Origin of the sequence: Leptospira interrogans, assembly GCF_900156205.1 — a bacterium.
GTDB classification, from domain to species: Bacteria; Spirochaetota; Leptospiria; order Leptospirales; family Leptospiraceae; genus Leptospira; species Leptospira interrogans.
The window spans coordinates 4220-22459 of record NZ_FTNA01000034.1 but is presented as its reverse complement, the minus strand read 5'-3'; the positions used below and the strand labels follow the sequence as shown (position 1 = coordinate 22459).

General features: G+C 39.3%; 15 protein-coding genes and 1 pseudogene. 12 read left to right on the top strand and 4 right to left on the bottom strand.

The genetic code is table 11. From position 1 onward, the window contains the following. The first annotated feature begins 44 nt into the window (after window positions 1-44). From BW942_RS18475 to trpA, 7 genes are read left to right on the top strand one after another with little or no spacing between them, the layout of a single operon-like run. Window positions 45-725 (top strand): isoprenyl transferase, encoded by a 681-nt coding sequence (locus tag BW942_RS18475; RefSeq protein WP_001970675.1) that lies wholly within the window; start codon window positions 45-47, stop codon window positions 723-725. Further along, on the top strand, window positions 718-1626 hold the full coding sequence (locus BW942_RS18470; protein WP_000504838.1) for a phosphatidate cytidylyltransferase: 909 nt from the start codon (window positions 718-720) through the stop codon (window positions 1624-1626). Before BW942_RS18475 ends, BW942_RS18470 begins: the two co-directional genes overlap by 8 nt. A gap of 6 nt (window positions 1627-1632) precedes the next feature. After that, window positions 1633-2802, top strand: coding sequence for a 1-deoxy-D-xylulose-5-phosphate reductoisomerase (gene dxr, locus BW942_RS18465; protein WP_000213814.1), 1170 nt, complete (start codon window positions 1633-1635; stop codon window positions 2800-2802). Beyond that, complete coding sequence (locus tag BW942_RS18460) at window positions 2796-4523, top strand: site-2 protease family protein (protein WP_000906630.1); 1728 nt, start codon at window positions 2796-2798, stop codon at window positions 4521-4523. The genes dxr and BW942_RS18460 overlap by 7 nt, the downstream gene beginning before the upstream one ends. A gap of 5 nt (window positions 4524-4528) precedes the next feature. Beyond that, window positions 4529-6259 carry a proline--tRNA ligase gene (locus BW942_RS18455; RefSeq protein ID WP_000647839.1) on the top strand — a complete coding sequence of 577 codons (1731 nt, stop codon included), beginning with the start codon at window positions 4529-4531 and terminating at the stop codon, window positions 6257-6259. Window positions 6260-6261: 2 nt separating this feature from the next. Next, window positions 6262-7455 carry a tryptophan synthase subunit beta gene (gene trpB, locus BW942_RS18450; protein ID WP_000514163.1) on the top strand — a complete coding sequence of 398 codons (1194 nt, stop codon included), beginning with the start codon at window positions 6262-6264 and terminating at the stop codon, window positions 7453-7455. After that, the gene (trpA, locus tag BW942_RS18445; RefSeq protein WP_001084828.1) at window positions 7452-8246 is read left to right on the top strand and encodes a tryptophan synthase subunit alpha; all 795 of its coding nucleotides are present in this window, start codon (window positions 7452-7454) and stop codon (window positions 8244-8246) included. Before trpB ends, trpA begins: the two co-directional genes overlap by 4 nt. Before the next feature lie 34 nt (window positions 8247-8280). Here the strand turns inward: trpA and BW942_RS18440 are convergent, their stop codons facing one another. Further along, window positions 8281-8841 carry a DUF1564 family protein gene (locus BW942_RS18440; protein WP_000958191.1) on the bottom strand — a complete coding sequence of 187 codons (561 nt, stop codon included), beginning with the start codon at window positions 8839-8841 and terminating at the stop codon, window positions 8281-8283. 68 nt (window positions 8842-8909) lie between these two features. Here BW942_RS18440 and BW942_RS18435 point away from each other — a divergent pair, with 68 nt between their 5' ends. Genes BW942_RS18435 through BW942_RS18425 form a run of 3 tightly spaced genes read left to right on the top strand, consistent with a single transcriptional unit; the run spans window position 8910 to window position 13669 of the window. Next, entirely contained in the window at window positions 8910-11222 is a 2313-nt protein-coding gene (locus BW942_RS18435; protein ID WP_001291001.1) for a CHASE2 domain-containing protein, read from the top strand. 32 nt (window positions 11223-11254) lie between these two features. Then, window positions 11255-13159, top strand: coding sequence for a 1-deoxy-D-xylulose-5-phosphate synthase (gene dxs / locus BW942_RS18430; protein WP_001183723.1), 1905 nt, complete (start codon window positions 11255-11257; stop codon window positions 13157-13159). Between the two features lie 33 nt (window positions 13160-13192). After that, a complete protein-coding gene (locus BW942_RS18425; protein ID WP_000418044.1) occupies window positions 13193-13669 on the top strand; it encodes a tetratricopeptide repeat protein in 477 nt (158 codons plus the stop codon). A gap of 78 nt (window positions 13670-13747) precedes the next feature. Here the strand turns inward: BW942_RS18425 and BW942_RS18420 are convergent. Then, window positions 13748-13979 (bottom strand): annotated as a pseudogene (locus tag BW942_RS18420) (IS4/Tn5 family transposase DNA-binding protein); the annotation flags it as partial. Window positions 13980-14775: 796 nt separating this feature from the next. On the opposite strand from BW942_RS18420, the gene BW942_RS18410 reads away from it, so the two are divergent. Then, the gene (locus BW942_RS18410; RefSeq protein ID WP_000475672.1) at window positions 14776-15588 is read left to right on the top strand and encodes a formylglycine-generating enzyme family protein; all 813 of its coding nucleotides are present in this window, start codon (window positions 14776-14778) and stop codon (window positions 15586-15588) included. Window positions 15589-16012: 424 nt separating this feature from the next. Here BW942_RS18410 and BW942_RS18405 read toward each other — a convergent pair whose 3' ends face one another. Then, window positions 16013-16456, bottom strand: coding sequence for a PIN domain-containing protein (locus BW942_RS18405; RefSeq protein ID WP_000653663.1), 444 nt, complete (start codon window positions 16454-16456; stop codon window positions 16013-16015). After that, window positions 16446-16664: a hypothetical protein gene (locus tag BW942_RS18400; RefSeq protein ID WP_000790422.1), complete on the bottom strand. Its 219-nt coding sequence runs from the start codon at window positions 16662-16664 to the stop codon at window positions 16446-16448. The genes BW942_RS18405 and BW942_RS18400 overlap by 11 nt, the downstream gene beginning before the upstream one ends. A 533-nt stretch (window positions 16665-17197) precedes the next feature. Here BW942_RS18400 and BW942_RS18390 point away from each other — a divergent pair. Continuing rightward, window positions 17198-18240, top strand: a 1043-nt coding sequence (locus BW942_RS18390) for an SBBP repeat-containing protein (RefSeq protein ID WP_170870531.1), incomplete at its 3' end; no start/stop codon positions are given.

Below are 18240 nucleotides of genomic sequence, written 5' to 3'. Positions count from 1 at the left end.
TGGGCTTGTTCGAGTCCAATCTCCCGAAACATATTGCCGTTATTATGGATGGTAACGGTCGTTGGGCAACATCCCGAGGTAAATCCAGATCGGAAGGCCATAGAGAAGGTGCCCAGGCCATAGATAGACTTATGGATGCGAGTCTGGAACTAGGTTTAAAAAATATTTCCCTTTATGCTTTTTCTACCGAGAATTGGAAACGCCCTGTCACCGAAATCCGTTCTATCTTTAGCCTTTTAATTGAATTTATAGAAACTCGATTAGATACGATTCACAAAAGAGGAATTCGAATTCTTCATTCCGGAAGCCGAAAAAAACTTACCCGAGGAGTTTTAGACAAGATAGACTTTGCGGTAGATAAGACTCAAAAAAACAAAAATCTTACTGTAAACTTCTGTTTGAACTACGGTTCCAGAGATGAACTTCTCAGGGCGGCACAAGAGCTTTTTTTAGAAAGAAAACGTTCTAAAGTTGCTTTAGAAAAGCCTTTGAAAGAAAAAGAGTTCGAAAAATTTTTATATACGTCCATCCTTCCTCCCGTAGATTTACTGATCAGAACCGCCGGGGAACAAAGACTTTCCAATTTTCTACTTTGGCAATCCGCGTATGCGGAGTTGTATTTTACGGATACTCTCTGGCCCGAGTTCGATAAAAATTCTCTGGTGGATTCCCTAAAGTGGTACGAAACCAGAACCCGAAAATTCGGAGGACTTACGAATGGGTGAAACTTCTAAGAGACTCGCTTCCGCGGCTGTGCTCATACTATTTTATCTTTTTATGATATTCTATCCTGGTTTTTATTATCTGCAAACCTATTTGATTCTTCTTTTAGGCGGGGCTATTGGTATCAAAGAATTTTATAATCTTTCTGATCGAGGTGAGGACGGAAGACCGTTTAGAGGAACCGGCGTTTTCTTTATGTTGTTAGTCATTTCGTTTTATTACTTTCGATTTTTGGGTTCTCAAAATCAATTTGAAGCGCCTTTGTTCTTTCTGCAAAATATAAAATATTTTATTCCTCCTTTTAATCCGGTTCCCGTTGCGTTTCTTTTACTGTTTATCGTTACGTTTACTTTGCAAATAACCAAACGCCCGTTAGACGGTGCTATCTTTTCTGTTTCATCCACTTTTTTAGGTGTGTTCTACGTTGCGGTTCCGTTGGGTCACTTTTTACTTTTGCTCGGAATGGCTCAGGGAATCTATTATATTGTTTTTGTTTCGGTGGTCACTTTTCTGACGGACGCCGGCGCTTATTTTGGTGGGAGATGGTTCGGAAGACATCCGGCTGGTCTTGCCATTTCTCCTAAAAAAACCTGGGAAGGTTACGTGACTGGAATTTTCACGGCGATCGGTTCCGTTTTTATCTTCAACATAATTTGGGAATATTCTACTGGAACTCTCGCAGCCGTCAGAGGATTGGAAGTTTTTTTGATTTCCGCGATTTTATCTTTTGTCAGTGTGATTGGAGATCTTTTAGAATCCGCAATGAAACGGGATGCAAAGATCAAAGACTCCGGTTCTTTGATTCCGGGGCACGGTGGAATTTTAGATCTTGCGGATGCTCTTTTGATTACCATCCCCGTCTTGTATTACTATCTTCAGATCAAGGGGAATCTTGGAGTCTAATTGGATATGACAACCTCCGTCTGTCTTTTAGGCGCTTCCGGTTCCGTTGGAGAATCTACTCTAAAGGTGCTTCGCGCTTATCCGGAAAAATTTAGACTTCATTCTTTCAGCGTTCATTCTAATCTTGAAAAAGCAAAAGAGATCCAAAAAGAATTTTCTCCCGATTTTATCTGTGTGAGTTCCGATTTTGCGGATGTCGGAGTTCTTGGAAATAAATTGGGTAGAACACAAATTCTCTACGGTGAATCCTCGCTTTGCGAACTAGTACGCGAACCCGAGGTGGAGATCGTAATCACTGCTATTGTGGGTTCTGTTGGTTTACGTCCTACGATTGCGGCGATCACAGCGGGAAAAAGATTAGGAATTGCTAATAAAGAAACGTTAGTCACATCAGGTCCTCTGATTCAATCTCTGATCGCAAAACACAATACAAAAGTAGTCCCGGTGGATTCAGAACACAATGCACTCTTTCAACTTTTAGAATCTTTAAACCCTAACTCTGTGGAAAAAATTATTCTTACCGCGTCTGGAGGTGCTTTTCGGGATTTACCCGTAGAACAACTCTCCTCCGTTACAAAAGAACAAGCATTACATCATCCTACTTGGAACATGGGGCCTAAGATTACGATCGATTCTAATGGTATGATTAATAAAGGACTTGAAGTGATCGAAGCTCATTTTTTGTTCAATGTTCCGTATGATAAAATTGGGGTTGTGATTCATCCTCAGAGTATCGCTCACGGAATCGTAGAATTAAAGGACGGGGCTTCTTTTTTATACGCTTCTTATCCGGATATGATTTTCCCGATTGCACATTCTCTCTTTCATCCGGAACCGGTTCCTAAAGTTTTACGGTCTTATCCTGCTAAGGATTGGGGAAAATTAGAGTTCCGAGAACCTGATTTCAAACGTTATCCTGGTTTAGGTCTTGCGTTTGAGGCGGGTAAGGTAGGAGGAACGGCACCTTGTATTTTTAACGCGGCTAATGAAGCCGCTGTAGAATTGTTTTTAAAAGATGAAATCCGTTTTATAGAAATTCCCGATTACATTCGGAAAACGTTAGACGAAATTAAAATTGAGTTCCCGTTGTCTCTAGAAGAATACGAGGAAGCGGATCGGATTGCCCGCGAAACCGTCCGAAATCTGAAAGCAAGGAAGGTAGTATCCGCATGTTGATCATGGTATTAGGCGCTGTTTTTATGTTGGCGATTTCTATTTTTATACACGAGTTAGGTCATCTTCTTTGTGGAATGCTCGTAGGCGTTAAGGCTAGAATTTTTTCGATTGGTTACGGAAGGGGAATTTGGAAAAAAAAAGTTGGTGAAACCACTTACCAGATCACCGCAATTCCTGTCGGAGGATATGTTCTATTTAAAGGAGATGACTACGGCGGGGACGTAAAAGGGGAACCCGGCGAACTTCTTTCTACACCTCCTCTCAAAAGAATGATCCCCGTTTTGGGCGGTCCTCTTTTTAATCTATTTCTTGGTTTTGGAATATTATTGATTTTGAATTTTCTAGGTCACAATCCTCCCGGAAACAGAGTTTTTATCGATCCAGCCGATCAGGAATTTTCAGCGGCGTATCAATCTGGACTTCGAACGGGGGATAGAATCCTTTCTATAGACGGAAACAAAACCGAAAAGTTCGAGGACATAGTGACTAACGTTGGTTTGTCTTCCGGTAATTCTCTTAAAATTTTAGGAGAAAGAGAAGGAAAACCGATGGAATGGAACGTAACTCCTAGAATTATCTATAACCCGAAACGTTCTTCCGGAATTCCTACCATAGGAGTGGAACCTTTTGGAGAAAGAAGAGTGGTCGCCACCTTTAGTTATCCAGAACAGTTTCAACACTGGCTGTCTTCTCGTTTAGATAAATCTCACGAAGCCGAAAACTATTACCAAGAACGTCTGAAAAAAGCGGTGGAAGGTAGGGATATTCCCGCCGAGGTTCTTTTGGAAAAAGAGAAAGAAGAAAAAGAAAATCTTCTGCGTTCCCGAGCCCTGAGTTATTTGAATGACGGAGACGTGATCCAAACGGTGAACGGGAAAACGATTTCTACCGTTGGAGAACTTCAAAAAATTTTGGGAGAATATCAAAATCGAAAGGTAAACATAGTAGTCGATCGTAAAACCTATCCATTGGTCAATCCTTGGTCTACGGAAATGGTCTCTGTGGAAGTTCCTGTTTTAGGTGCCAATATATTAGAATTTAAGAATATTCGAGATCGTAAATATCCTGAGTTAAATTTGGAATCCTATCAGTTTGCTAGTTATGATCCGGAGCTTGGTCAAAAACTTTTGAACCTTGCCGTGGACGGGCAGACCTTTCCGAGTTTCGAGGAACTTCTCGCGTATGTTAAAACGAAGAACGGAAATATCGTTACGATCGATATGGGAAATCTTAAGTTAGAAGCCGAACCTAAGGTTCGTCCGATCGGACTTCTTGGGTTTAGGCCGAATATGAAGTTCAATCCGGAACCTATGCAGAGAGATCTGGGTTTTTTAGAGTCCTTTGCGGTTGCTGGTAAGGATGTTTATGAAAACGTTGAGACCACTCTTAAAGGAATTGGAATGTTGTTCTCTGGAATTCTTTCCGTTAAAGACAGTTTGTCTGGTCCGGTGGGAATCGTTTCGTATGCTGGAATCAGTTTAGAAATTGGTTGGGAAACGTATTTAGAGTTTGTCGCTAGGATCTCAATCGCTTTGATGATTATGAATTTACTTCCCATTCCGATGGCGGACGGTGGACATATCGTATTGTATGCGTATGAAGCGATTACAGGAAGACCCCTTCCCGGCAAAGTGATCGAGTCTATTTTTAGAATCGGATTTTTATTCCTACTCGGACTTGGGCTCTACGTCACCTTCAACGATGTAATGCGAATTTTCTAAAACGCATGAAAGCATCGAAATACATTCTTCCCACAGAAAAAGAAAATCCTGCGGACGCGGTTGTCGCCTCCCATCGTTTGATGATTCGCGCCGGTTTGGTTCGTAAGTCTTCCGCTGGTCTTTATTTTTATCTTCCTTTAGGTCTTAAGGTTCTGAAAAAAATAGAACAGATCGTTCGTGAAGAAATGAATTCTACCGGGGCTTTGGAATTTGATCTTCCGATTTTAACTCCTTCTGATTTTTGGGAACAAAGTGGCAGATGGTCTGCGATGGGAAAAGAAATGTTTCGTATCCAAGATAGACACGATCTTTCTTATGCTCTTGGCCCCACACACGAAGAATCGTTTAGTTTTTTATTAAAGCCTCTTTTGAAATCTTATAAGGATCTTCCGGTGAACGTATATCAGATCCAAACTAAATTTAGAGACGAGATCCGTCCTCGTTTTGGAGTGATTCGTTCTAGAGAGTTTATTATGAAAGATGCATATTCTTTTCATATCGATGACTCTTCTTTAGATGATACGTATCAAGCGATGAGAGTCGCTTACAGAAAAATTTTCGATCGTTGTGGGCTGAAAACCATTCCGGTTCAAGCAGATTCCGGTAGTATGGGAGGTTCTGCGTCGGAAGAGTTTATGGTAGTTTCTCCAATTGGAGAAGAAACATTACTTTTATGTAATTCTTGTGGTTATAGTTCCAACAGCGAAAAAACCCCTCTTATATTAAAAAAAGAAAATGGTTCCGCGAAATTTTCCGAAAAGAAAGAAATTTCCACTCCTGGTAAGAAGACGATTTCGGAAGTTAGTACTCTGTTAGGCGTTTCTGAATCAGAGACGATCAAGGCGGTTGCTCTTAAATCGGAGAAAAAAAAGATTCTCGTTTTTCTTCGAGGAGATTTGGAACTCAATCTTCATAAACTTCATTCTCTCTTGAAGATTGCGGATTCGGAGCCGATGACAGACTTGGAAATTCGTGAGCTCGGTTTGATTCCTGGGTTTATTTCTCCGATTGCGCCTAACGATAAAATTAAGGTGTTATACGATCGTTCCTTACAAAAAGATTTTCCTTATGTGGTTGGTTCGTCCAAAGAAGATTTTCACACTCAGGGTTTTATTTTAGAAAAGGAAATTTCTGGTCTTCCCGAATTTGCGGATGTCGCATTAGCAAGAGAAGGAGATCTTTGTCCCAATTGTAGTTCCCCCTTAAAAGCGGAAAAAGGGATCGAAGTAGGACATATTTTCAAACTTGGAGATAAATATACAAAAGCTTTTGGTATCCAGGTTTTGGATCAAAATGGTAAATCTAAAACTCTTACGACGGGTTGTTACGGTATCGGAGTCAATCGTACGATGGCTACCGTCATTGAACAGTGTAACGATGAAAAAGGTATTTTTTGGCCGATCAGCATCGCTCCGTTTGAAGTCTCCCTGGTGAGTATTGTCAAAGGAGAAGACCAGTATTCTAAAATAGAAGAATTTTATAATGTTCTAATAAATGAGGGGATAGAAGTTTTTTGGGACGATCGAGACCTTGGTCCTGGTTTTAAACTCAAGGATTCTGAATTGATTGGTTTTCCGATTCGAATTACCATTGGTAAAAAATTCTTCGAAAGTGGTGAGATTTCGATCTACAATCGTAAGAAGGATCAAGAAGATTCCTTTGTTTTTTCCGGTTTTGATGATTTGGTCGCAAGAGTAGAATCTATGCGCCAAGAACTCTTTACGGAATTGAGGTAGTTATGGGAAAGGAAAATCAACAAGGCTACTTTGGAGAATTTGGCGGTCGTTATTCTCCTGAAATTCTTCACGATGCTCTCGTAGAACTTGAAACGACTTATAAAAAGCTCAAGAAAAACAAACACTTTAAAAAAGAACTAGAATACTATCGTAAAAATTATATCGGTCGTCCTTCTCCTCTTACTTATGCGGAACGTCTTTCTAAGGTTTGGGGCGGCGCTAAAATCTGGCTCAAACGCGAAGATTTAAATCATACTGGAGCGCATAAGATCAATAATACGATCGGTCAGGTTTTGATTGCTAAGGCTATGGGTAAAACTAGAATCATTGCGGAAACCGGCGCCGGTCAACACGGTGTTGCAACTGCAACCGTAGGCGCTATGTTCCAGATGGAAACCGTAGTTTATATGGGTGAAGAAGACTTAAGACGTCAGGAACTCAATGCGATCCGGATGAGAATGTTGGGCGCTAAAGTCGTAGGTGTTTCCAGTGGTACCGCTACTCTCAAAGACGCGACTAGCGAAGCGATGAGAGACTGGGCATTAAATGTTTCTAATACTCATTATATTGTGGGTTCTTCTATCGGTCCACATCCGTTTCCTACGATTGTCAGAGACTTCCAATCTGTGATCGGTATTGAATCTAGAAAACAGTTTAAAAAAGTAAACGATAAACTTCCAAACGCCGTGATTGCTTGTGTCGGCGGCGGCTCGAACGCGATCGGTATGTTTTACGGTTTTATTCAGGATAAAAAAGTTAAACTCTTTGGTGTAGAAGCCGGTGGTTATTCTTCCGATCCTGGTTCTCATTCTGCTACCATTCAATTTGGTAGAACCGGTTTTTTACACGGTACTAAAACTTTAGTGATTCAAGACGATTTTGGACAGATCGTTCCCGCTCATTCCGTTTCTGCTGGATTGGATTATCCTGGTGTTGGTCCGGAACACGCTTACTTTCACAAAAGTGGTAGAGTTGAATACGTTAACGTAGACGACGAGGGAGCGTTAGACGCGTTTATTGAAGTTTGTAGAATTGAAGGTATTATTCCCGCTTTGGAAACTGCGCATGCGTTCCGTTATGCGAAAGATCTGGCAAGAACTATGAGCAAAAAAGAGAATATTCTGATTTGTCTTTCCGGTAGAGGTGACAAGGACGTGGCAGAGGTTTCTAGACTTAGAAAAGGAGAATTTATTTGAACTCCATTTCTTCCGTTTTTTCTTCGGAGCAAAGTGTTTTTATTCCTTATATTTCTTTGGGTGATCCGGACTATGATTCCTGCGTTATTTGGGCGGATGCTTTGATTCGAGGTGGTGCCGGCATTTTAGAATTGGGAATTCCTTTTACTGATCCGGTTGCCGATGGTCCAGTGATTCAAAAAGCTTTTAAACGTTCTTTGGCTCATCCTTTTTCCATGGATAAAATTTTAGAAGTTACTTCGGAAATTCATAAACTTCATCCTCAGATTCCTCTCGTATATCTTACTTATTTTAATCCTTTGTTCTCTATGGGTTTGGAATCTTTTACGGAAAGAGCTAAAAATTCTGGTATCCAAGGTTTGATCATTCCGGACCTTCCGTTTGATACCCCGGAGGCGGAAGAATTTTTTTCTCAACTCGAAAGAAAGAGAATCGATTTTATCCATCTTGTGACTCCTGCTACTACGGAAGACAGAATTCGTTCGATGAAATCTCTTGCGTCCGGTTTTATCTATTACGTGACTTCTTACGGCGTTACCGGGGAAAGAGGTTCGATTGCGTCTGGTTTGGAAGATAGAATTCGAATGGTGCGTAAGATTGTCGGTCTTCCAGTTTGTGCTGGTTTTGGGATTTCCACTTCAGATCAATCTAAGGTTATTTCGACTTATGCAGATGGAGTGATCATCGGTTCTGCCGTGCAAAGAATCATTGAAGAAAACGGATCTGATCGTAATAACTGTGCGGATAAACTTCTGGCCTACGCTTCTGAGATTCGTGCTTCGATGAGATAGATGACTTTTGGCTGTGTCGTTAGTTGAGGTGGATTTAGCTTGGATGTGCCCTTACGAGTTGAATTTGGCTTTGTAGACGCTTCCGTGGAAACAGTAATTTTCTTGTAATCACTAAATAAGTTGGAACTCCATTCGATTTTGTTTTACTGGGGATTCCCTCCTTTTCAGTCCATTCTAGAAGAAAAGAAAATAAAAGACAACGGGATATTCCTAATCCCCAGGCAAGGATTCCTAATTTACACCAATCTTCTTCAAAAGGACGAAAATTCATTTTTTGTAGATTAAGATTTTTCTCTTGATACCTAGCATAGACCAGCCTCTTTCCCAAAAAGCGTTTTCGAATCAAAGTTTCATCCCAGTTGGATAAAAGAAAATGGAGAATTTTTCTGAGTCTTTTAGGATGGAGACTATAAGTCCGAACCAAATCTTCCGGAATCAAAAACGAGCAAAGGTTACCAGATTTACGGATAGAACAGAGAGCAAAACCGGATTTTAAAGAAGAATTCTTCATAACCGAAACGGTTCTTGCAAGAATCAAATCGGAACCGAAAAAGGGACAAAAAAAACAAACAGAACGCGAACTGGAAGTCAGCAAAATCTGGAAAATATTGACGAAACACTGACAAATAGGATACTGATCTCCGGTCCAGATAGGAGGAACGTATGAGCGAAAAAAAAATTAAAATCACTCCACTCCACATACTGTCATTGTTGTTGGGAATAACGGGGATTCTATTTATATCATTTACCGCATTTTTACCTAACTTTTCGCTCAACACCGAATTCTTGCTAGGTGGATTTACCCTCTTATTGATCAGTTCGTATCCAATTTATAAATTTTTAGAAGTAAATACATCGGATAAACAAAAGTCGGGCAGTATTTGGTTAGCCGTAGTAGTATCGCTTGTGATGTTTTTTCTTTATCAAGTGTTTACGCCGCTTGCAGAATTGGAAGAATCTTCCGTGTCCTGGAGATTTACATTGCTCAGAGCGGGGGTGAATAAGAGCGAAAAAGAATCCGAAGAAGGAACGATCGAATACACGCGATATAATCCTCCGCCAGGAGCGAGACAGGACATACAAATAATAGGAATTACAACAACGTCCTTGGAGAAGTTACAAGGGAAATGGCCGTTACCTTGGAAATATTATGCAAATATAATAGATATATTTAAGAATACATCTAACCAGTTGATGTTCGATATTTTTTTCGTAGATTATAAGCCGGGGCAAACCGAGGAAATGGCGCAAGCCTTGGCAAAAAATCCACAGGTAATGTTCGATTATCCGATGGAAACGAGTTTAGAATCCAAGAGTTCCATATTAAATTTAGAAAAACGGATTGAAATACTCAGAAAATTTAAACTGGAAAACGTAGAAGATCCTGGGGACGCAGGACGAACTTGGTTGAAATTCCCGCAACCACCGATCGAACCAGTGGCAGAAAAAGCTTCAGGATTAGGATTTGCGAATATTAAAAAAGATGAAAGTGGACTCAACCGAAGAATGCCGCTGGTTGCAAAGTTAATGAATGCAGGGCCGTTAAGAGAAACGGAATATTATCCATCCATTGATTTGATCATCGCGTGTAATTATCTAGGAGTCGATGTAAAAAGAGATGTGGAAGTGGTAATGGGAAAATATGTCAAAATCAAAAATATACCACAAAAAACACTGACTCATTTCGATCGAAAAACCTTGAAGATGGAAACCAAGGATATTATGAATCGACCGAATGAAAAGAGGGAGGTAGTGATACCGATCGACGCAGACGGACAGATGCAGATCAATTTTCCTGGAGGGCTCTATTCATTTAGAGCGCATGAGATATTTGAAGCGGCGACGGAATGGAATGAGGAAACGGCATCTCAGTTTCAAAACACAATTTTTTTAGTGGCTATGTATTATGCGACTGGAGCGGGGGCAGCAAAAGATACACACTTGTCACCATTTGGAGATATGTCTGGGATAGAACACCACGCCGCGGCGATCAATACCATACTCAATCAGGATTTTCTATTTGAGTTACCGTTATGGGGAGAATTTTTAATCATAATCCTTGTAGGAATGTTGGCCGGGGTTGTACAACCTAGGCTAAAGACATGGTTAGCGTTTTTATTTTTCTTGGCGATTGCGTTTATATATTCGGTTGGAACATTGATTAATTTTTCCGAATTTAATTTAGTGCATTTATATCCGACTGTGATATTAGAGCAGTTATTTATATTCATTGGTTTAATAGGATTTAGGATATTAACGGAAGAAGAAAACGTAAAGTATATACGAAGTACATTTTCCAAGTTCGTATCCAAAGACGTAGTAGATGAATTACTGAAAAATCCGGATAACTTGAATTTAGGAGGATCTAAACGAGACATCACCATATTCTTTTCTGATATACGAGGATTTACTACCATGTCGGAAAAAATGGGGCCGGAAGAGTTGGTTCAATTTTTGAATCAATACTTATCCGAGATGACTGAGATTATTATTGAGTTTAAGGGAACGATTGATAAATACATGGGTGATGCGATCATGGCATTCTGGGGAGCTCCAGTGCCGTTAGAAGATCACGCTTATTATGGATGTGCGGCTGGGTTGGCGCAGATGAGAAGGCTCGCGACATTAAAAGAAGAGTGGAAGAGTTTAGATCTTCCACAAATGGATATAGGAATCGGATTAAATTCAGGGCCTGCGGTAGTAGGAAATATGGGAAGTTCTCATAGAATGGATTATACATGTATGGGAGATACTATCAATCTTGGCTCCAGGCTAGAAGGAACCAATAAAGAATACGGAACTCATATAATCATCTCAGAATACACCTATGAAAAGGTAAAGGACAGAGTTATCGCAAGAGAACTGGACTTGATTAAAGTGAAAGGAAAAACTCAACCCGTTCGAATCTATGAGTTATTGGATTTAGTGAACGAAGAAGACCTAAAACTATTGAGAAAACCTTTGCAGGCGAACTGAGGGATGGAATAAAATTATATTAGAAAGTTTTCATGCAACAGGAACTAACTCTGCTCGATAGAATCAACTATCCAGCTGAACTAAGAAATATACCACTGGAAAAGCTGCCTCAAATTTGTAAGGAGGTTAGAAATTACATCATCGATACACTTTCGGGGATTGGTGGACATTTTGCAAGTAATCTGGGAGTCGTAGAACTCACGGTCGCCTTACACTATGTATTCGATACTCCAAAAGATCGATTGGTTTGGGACGTAGGGCATCAGACTTACCCGCATAAGATACTTACGGGAAGAAAGGACAAACTCAATACTGTGCGAAAGTTCAATGGACTTTCCGGGTTTCCTAAAAGAGAAGAATCTCCATACGATTTATATAATACCGGACACGCGGGAACTTCAATATCCCAGGCACTGGGGGAAGCCGCGGCTCGGGATCTAGTAAAAGAAAATTATAATGTAGTCGCTATCATAGGAGACGCGTCGATTGCTACGGGAATGGCTCTTGAAGCGATGAATCACGCGGGGCATTTGAAAAAGGACATGATCGTAATCTTGAATGATAATTACATGTCTATATCCAAAAATGTAGGATCTATATCTAATTATCTTAACAACATCATTACATCTCATTTTTACAATCATTGGAAGAGAGTATTTTATACTTTCTTAAAGTGGTTACCGATCATTGGACCTGCAACCGAAAGATTTTTTAAAAAAGTAGAAAAAGGATTTAAGGACGTATTAACTCCGGGTGGGTTATTTGAGGATTTGGGATTTGGGTATATAGGGCCTGAAGATGGGCATGACGTGATACGGCTCGTAAAGATGCTTGAAAAAGTCAAAAAAATGAAGGGTCCAATCTTATTGCATATTATTACACAAAAAGGAAAAGGTTACGATCCGGCGGAGAGGGATCCAATTAAGTATCACGGAGTAACACCGTTTCGAAAAGAAGACGGAGCGATGGATAGTGGGGATACATCTAAAATTGCATATAGTAAAATTGTAGGAAAGATGTTGGCCATTTTAACGGAAACAAATCCTAAAATTGCGGCAATCACTCCTGCGATGATAGAAGGAAGCGGGCTTAAAGAATACGCAGAAAAATATCCGGAACATTTATTTGATGTGGGAATTGCGGAACAACATTCGGTAGCATTTGCAGGAGCAATGACGAATGGAAACATCATACCATATATGTGTATCTATTCTACTTTTTTGACAAGGGCGATGGATCAACTTGTACAAGACGTATCTCTCATGAATCTACCGGTGCGGTTTGTGATAGATCGAGCTGGATGTGTGGGGCCGGATGGAGAAACTCACCAAGGACTTTTTGATTTAGGATATTTATTAGGACTTCCTAATATGGACGTATTTGTACCGTCTAATGGACAGGATTTGATAGATGCGTTACGATGGATGGAAAAATACGATAAGTCGCCGGTTGCAATTCGATTTCCAAAATCGAGTGTGGATTTAAAGACTTTAGATTTTTATAAAGAGACGGAGTTACAACCTGGAACGTTTAGAGTATTTAAAAGAGGAACGGATGTAGCACTCATATCGATCGGTTCCATGATTGACGAAGCTAAAAAAGCTTCTGAAAGATTAGAGAACGAAGGGTTGAGTGTAACTCTAATTGATTTGGTATGGCTGCGACCACTTGGTGCAGAAGCGCTTAACGAAGAATTGGTGAACGTTAGGTGTTTTGTGATATTAGACGAAAGTTATATAGACTCAGGAGTAACTGGATATTTACTCAACCGAATGACACGGGAGAATTTATCAAAATATATAAAAACATTTGGATTTCCACCGGAGCCGATCCATCACGGAGAAAGGAAGGAAGTTTTCCAAAAGTATAGATTAGACGGTGAATCGATTGCGGAACAAGTCGCTGCGGTATTGAAAAAAAACTTAATCAAGCCTTAACCAATCCAAACCGAAAATAAAATAAAACGGGTAATGGAATTGGACAACTATACTTCTTCGGATTTTTTAGAAGCGGCAAAATACTTTTACAAAAAAGGTGATTCGGATAGAGCGGAGTATTTGTTTAAACTCTCATTAGAAAACGAAGAAAGTCACGAAGCCTATTTCTTTTTGGGACTAATGGAAAATCAAAAAGGAAATCCAGAAAAGGGGTTAATGCATTTTTTTAGATCTGTGGAGGTAAATCCAAATTATGGAAATCCGTGTAACGAAATCGGAATTATACTTTTAAGAGCCGGTAAGGAAATAGAAGCAGTCTATTGGTTGAAAAAATCTTTACGATGTGAGTTAAACGACGCACCTCATATCTCATTATATAACCTAGCTACACTTTATAAAATTTGGAATCGCCCGGAAAGATCTTTGCAGTATTTACATAGAGCGATTTCGATCAAACCTGATTTTGAGGAAGCCAAAAAACTCAAAGAAGAATTAAATTCGGCGATTTAACTTATTAAAACGAAACGTTCGTATAGAAGATTAACTAATCGTAAACATTTTAGTAACCAGTGATTAGGAGCTAAGACAATGAGGAGAGATTATTTTATCATAATATACTTTCGGATTTGAAAAAACGATATGCACCTGACCAATTGCCAAATCTATCTGGCAAACTCGTTCCTCCTCGCTTGGTCATCACACTTACTATTTTCTTTAGTCGTTTATCTAATCTTTTATCTCCTAAGTTCAGTGACACATATTCTTCTATTTGGTTTTTATGAATGTTAAAGAATCTCTTCGTAAGATAACGTGACGGTATGCGAAAGCGATTATTATGCTGCGATCCATAGAGAGCAGCATTGAGTTTGAAAAATTCCGAAGGAATTGCAGCATTATGTTGCGACAGCAAGGAGCAACATTGAGTTCAAGCGCGAGCCATTGTATGCTATAAAATTTGCGAGCGATTCGCCCAAATATTCTCCACGAACTCACGTTAAGATAAATATCTAACAGAAGAGGCAGAATTCATTCAGAGAGTCGCCTAAGCGTCTTACCGTGTTTTTTATTTATTTTTCCAAGATTTGTTTCTAATTTTTTATCAATAGGACTAATGATTAAATTTTTACCATCAGTACTATATCCAGGGAAGTATCTGAAGTAATATGTAAAAGTTCAAGAATTGGCTTTTCGATAATTAATAGAATAGTTGAAAAATTAATTCTCCATCTGTTTCTATTTCATGGAAACGGTCGATTAAAGCAATTTTGTTAATTGAACTATGGAATTTTTCAACAACTCTAATGCAGAACTGTTGCCGTGTTGAATTAATTTTTTGACCATGATTTAACTTGTTACAACTTAGTATATACAATGGTGTTACTAAATTCAAACTTAATGCCTCTGCGATCTGAAGCGCCACCACAGTTTTTAGTTATCTGCTGTACCGTACCTGAATTCTAATCGGCGACGCAAAGGATGGCTGGCGTCTTAATGAAGGTCGCGCGAATTTTGCGCTTAATCACTCATAACTTATCTTTTTGTTCCCCGGAGAATCATCAGGATTTACAGCCGTGATTCAGGGATTAACTGTGAATTAGTGAGGAGCAATGTTTTACATGTTCAAGATGGTAAAGAAATACGTCTCAACAATTTGTCTACTAATCGCGATATCGGTAGGCTCCACAATTTTTTCCAGACCATTATCCATTTCCGAAAAAAATCAAGAAGAAAAAATCAAGAATGATTTTCAGAGAGAATTCAGAATCGAAAACTTCGTACTCATTCCCGCTGGAGAATTTGTCATGGGCTGCGTTGCCGGTGACCTACAGTGTGATGAGAGGGAGAAACCGCCCAAAGCCATGAAGATCGTCAAACCGTTCTACATGGGCAAATATGAAGTTACACAAACACAATGGCAACTTGTGATGCGCTATGATCAGAGTGATTTCAAGAAGTGTGGTGGTTCTTGCCCAGTGAACAACGTTACGTGGTTTAGTGTCCAGGTATTCTTAAAACAGCTAAATTATGCAATGCAAGAGCTTGGAAAGGCGACAATGGTCTTTCGATTACCGAATGAAGCGGAATGGGAATATGCAGCCCGAGCTGGTTCGACTACAAAGTATTATTGGGGGGAAGAAATGGATCCAAATTACTTATGGTATTCCTCAAATTCTGATTATAAAATTCATCCAGCTGGTCAAAAGAAACCTAACTCATTTGGCCTTTTTGACATGAACGGAAATGTCTCTGAATGGACGGCAGACAGTTTTGTGGATCGCCATTCGAAGCGCAATGTCGAAATGCGCATCGTCCGCGGATGCAGTTGGTTTAGTGAATCTGAGACTTGTCGTATTTCACATAGGAACGCTGGTGTACCAAGCTATGGCTCAAATATGGTTGGTTTTCGGCTCATTCTGGAATTGCAGTAAAAAATTGGTCTTTAATGTTTGACTACCCATAACTGGTCATTTTGCCCTCATCATTCACTGTGGTGATGGCTCAGAGATTAAACAGTATCTGAGTGAGGGCAAATTCCTACATATTTGGGTCTGGTAGTTGCCGTGCCAACACGAGGTCGGCGGATAACAAAGGTGCAATTATTTCAGATAATGACCTAAGTGATTGTCAACGTTCCGCGAGCCCGAAGAGCCGCGACGATTGCAGATAACGAAAGAGTGTGCAGTAACAGTATTCATCTGACACTTGATCTTTTGTCTTTGCCTAGTAAACGTTGCGCCTATGCGCGACGTGGTTTGACACGATGTTTGAATGAACCTTAGAGAACGGCTCGCAAACTGAGCGACAAAGCAAATGTGTCGAAGAACGGAGTGAGAAGCGCAGTTAGGTGCCAAACTACTTTTTCTTTTTTATTGTGCTATTAAAAGGATTCGTAATTTGTAAACCTTTGATTTGAAGTCCATCTTGTAAATCTTCACTTAACAATGTTTTACAATTCGCTTCTATCGCAGAACCTATAAGAACAGAATCGTAAAAAGAAAGTTTATATCGGTTTCTGATTTCAATTGCATTCAAAATATTCTCATTAGTATAATAGACACTGCATAATGGAAACATAACTCTTTTCAAATATATTGCTAAGTCTTTTGGTTTGAGAGGTATCTGAAATTTTTTCAAAGCTACATTTGAAAATTCTTGAATCACTTGATAACTAATTACATAATTATTTTCTGCTAAAGCCGTTAAAACGATTTCCTTTGATTTCTCATGTTTCGTTTTATTTTCTGTATCAAAATTATAAATAAACAGATTAGTATCCAAGAATACTTTATCTTTCATTCATCTCTTCTCTAGTAAACTTGCGACCAACTTTAACGTAGGCTAGTTTTTGTAATAGATTTTCATAATCAGAAACGTCTTTAACAGAATTTGAATAGTTCTTAAGAAATTCATTAAAAACGTCAGTTAAAGATTTTCGTTCACTGGCCGCACGTAGTCTCGCTTTTTCAAGCAATTGGTCGTCTGCTCTAAACGTAATATTCTTCATAACTTATTAGAAGCACGATTTTCGTGCATTGTCAAGTGTTTTCAATCTAATACACAAAAAGTCAAATGAGCGAGGGATATGTCGAAGACGCCAGTGAAAGTTTGCGAAGCAAAACTCGAACGAAACGGAAAAGTGTATGTTAAGCGGTGTTCGAGTTTCAAAAGCACAATGCAATGGCTCTATCAATGCGAGGCAAAAGCGCAAGTAGTAAAAATAATCATTCTTGTCGGAACACTTGAAGAATGTGCCTTTTTGAGCCTTCTGATTCTAAATCCTCTTCAACTTCTGGGTTGGTTATGGTAGAAAGCGTTTTACTGAGTTAACCGCTCTTTTACGTGTAAAATCTATGTATAAAATAACATTCATAATATATTTGAATTCAAAACGGCTTTTGGTATGAAAACGATTTTAGAAATCAGCTTTCAGAAAAAAGAAAAATTATTGTAGATAATAAAAAAAAATTGTCTCATAAACCACTTCTTCCCTTATTTAAGTAAGTGATCTTTTAAGGTTTAAAAATAATCAATACTCATATGAAATTGAATTTAGGTTTCGCCGTTTTTTATATCCTTTTTTCCGCATACAATTGTTTATCGTATGAGTGTTACTCTTTAGATTACACATGCAATCCACAATCACTTTTAATCAACTCCTCATCATTGAATGAAGATAACGTCAATCATTCCAATCCAGGTGAAACCTTTAGCAATTCTGGGACGAGACAATGGACAAGACTTTTAGGGGTAGCGGGAGCTTCCACAACTGCTTATGGAATTACATCCGATAGTTTAGGAAATGTATACACAACCGGAATGACTTCCGGAAATTTAGACGGCCAAGTTCAAAGTGGAACCCAAGATCTATTTGTGACAAAGTATGATGGAAATGGAAACAAACAATGGACAAGACTTTTAGGAGTGGCGGGAATTCAAACTTTAGCGCGTGGAATTACGTCTGATAATTTAGGAAATGTGTACACAACCGGAACGACTTTCGGAAATTTAGACGGTCAAGCCTTAAGTGGAACCCAAGATCTATTTGTGACAAAGTATGACGGAAGTGGAAATAAACAATGGACCAGACTTTTAGGAGTGGCAGGAGCAACAACTCAAGCCAACGGAATTAGTCGTGATATTTTTAATAACTTGCATGTAAGTGGATACACGCTCGGAAATTTAGACGGTCAAGCCTTAAGTGGAATCCAAGATCTATTTGTGACAAAGTATGATACTGGCGGAAATAAACAATGGACAAGACTTTTGGGAGTGGCGGGACAAATTACTCAGGGAAACGGAGTTGCATTTGATAGTTCTGGAAATATATATTTAACAGGACGAACCTCCGGAAATTTAGACGGTCAAGCCTTAAGTGGAATCCAAGATCTATTTGTGACAAAGTATGATACTGGCGGAAACAAACAATGGACAAGACTTTTAGGAGTAGCGGGAGTTTCCACAACTGCTTATGGAATTACATCCGATAGTTTAGGAAATGTATACACAACCGGAGTGACTTCCGGAAGTTTAGACGGTCAAGCCTTAAGTGGAACCCAAGATCTATTTGTGACAAAGTATGA

Coding starts and splice junctions, on each gene's coding strand:
- BW942_RS18475 (WP_001970675.1), top strand. CDS start 45: ATGGATGGTAACGGTCGTTGGGCAACATCCCGAGGTAAATCCAGATCG.
- BW942_RS18470 (WP_000504838.1), top strand. CDS start 718: ATGGGTGAAACTTCTAAGAGACTCGCTTCCGCGGCTGTGCTCATACTA.
- dxr (WP_000213814.1), top strand. CDS start 1,633: ATGACAACCTCCGTCTGTCTTTTAGGCGCTTCCGGTTCCGTTGGAGAA.
- BW942_RS18460 (WP_000906630.1), top strand. CDS start 2,796: ATGTTGATCATGGTATTAGGCGCTGTTTTTATGTTGGCGATTTCTATT.
- BW942_RS18455 (WP_000647839.1), top strand. CDS start 4,529: ATGAAAGCATCGAAATACATTCTTCCCACAGAAAAAGAAAATCCTGCG.
- trpB (WP_000514163.1), top strand. CDS start 6,262: ATGGGAAAGGAAAATCAACAAGGCTACTTTGGAGAATTTGGCGGTCGT.
- BW942_RS18435 (WP_001291001.1), top strand. CDS start 8,910: ATGAGCGAAAAAAAAATTAAAATCACTCCACTCCACATACTGTCATTG.
- dxs (WP_001183723.1), top strand. CDS start 11,255: ATGCAACAGGAACTAACTCTGCTCGATAGAATCAACTATCCAGCTGAA.
- BW942_RS18425 (WP_000418044.1), top strand. CDS start 13,193: ATGGAATTGGACAACTATACTTCTTCGGATTTTTTAGAAGCGGCAAAA.
- BW942_RS18410 (WP_000475672.1), top strand. CDS start 14,776: ATGTTCAAGATGGTAAAGAAATACGTCTCAACAATTTGTCTACTAATC.
- BW942_RS18405 (WP_000653663.1), bottom strand. CDS start 16,456: ATGAAAGATAAAGTATTCTTGGATACTAATCTGTTTATTTATAATTTT.
- BW942_RS18400 (WP_000790422.1), bottom strand. CDS start 16,664: ATGAAGAATATTACGTTTAGAGCAGACGACCAATTGCTTGAAAAAGCG.